This is a genomic window from Herbiconiux daphne (assembly GCF_024979295.1).
Classification (GTDB): Bacteria; Actinomycetota; Actinomycetes; order Actinomycetales; family Microbacteriaceae; genus Herbiconiux; species Herbiconiux daphnes.
This window is the reverse complement of sequence record NZ_JANLCJ010000414.1, coordinates 1-691: the sequence shown is the minus strand read 5'-3', so window position 1 is coordinate 691 and position 691 is coordinate 1. Positions and strand designations below refer to the sequence as shown.

Here is a 691-nt window from a genome sequence, read left to right as displayed (position 1 = left end):
CATATGAACAAATCTTGGAAATAATTGATTTACTAATTCATCATTTAGTATTGATGATCCTGTATTCTGTAACTGTCTTGGTGCATTTTGAATATCTTGCCTTTGGGCCATTTGTTGAATTATTCCTTGTGCTGAATTTACAGCTTGGGAAATTGCACCTAATCCTAATAATGATCCTCCTCCTGCAACAGCGCCTGCAAACCCTGTTGCAGTCCTGATGGTATTTGTGAAAAGTTGAGCATTTTGTTGTGCAGTGTTATTTGTTAAAAAATTTGATCACTCATCAATATCTGTAGGTAATTTATAGTTAGAAATATCTTCAAAAAAATTAGATGCTGCAAGTTGTCAGTTTGTAGATGTTTTATTATAATAATTACTTATCACATATGTATGAATATATGTATCAGTTGTTAAACCATACATTAATTGTCCCTGAATAAAATCATATGAACTATCTAAAAATTGTGGTTTTATTTCTAATATTGATTTTGAACTTGTTTTTAGCAAATATTTGTTATAAGGGTAACATTTCAATTTTGATTCAAATAATGAATCTCTCTTATTATTAAATGAATAATTATTGTTAAATGGTGAATATATATCTAAACTCAACTGTTGAAACTGAGGGGAATAATCATGAAAATAATTTGATGATAAGCTTGCAATTCTTAATCCTGAAAATATAGAATTA

2 protein-coding genes are annotated in these 691 nt (G+C 28.2%); one reads left to right on the top strand and one right to left on the bottom strand.

Going from position 1 to position 691, the window contains the following annotated elements; translation table 11 throughout:
- On the top strand, positions 1 to 218 hold a 218-nt coding region (locus tag N1032_RS25570), incomplete at its 5' end, for a hypothetical protein (protein ID WP_259543411.1).
- A 127-nt stretch (positions 219 to 345) separates the two neighbouring features.
- Here N1032_RS25570 and N1032_RS25565 read toward each other — a convergent pair.
- Positions 346 to 691, bottom strand: a 346-nt coding sequence (locus N1032_RS25565) for a hypothetical protein (protein WP_259543409.1), incomplete at its 5' end; no start/stop codon positions are given.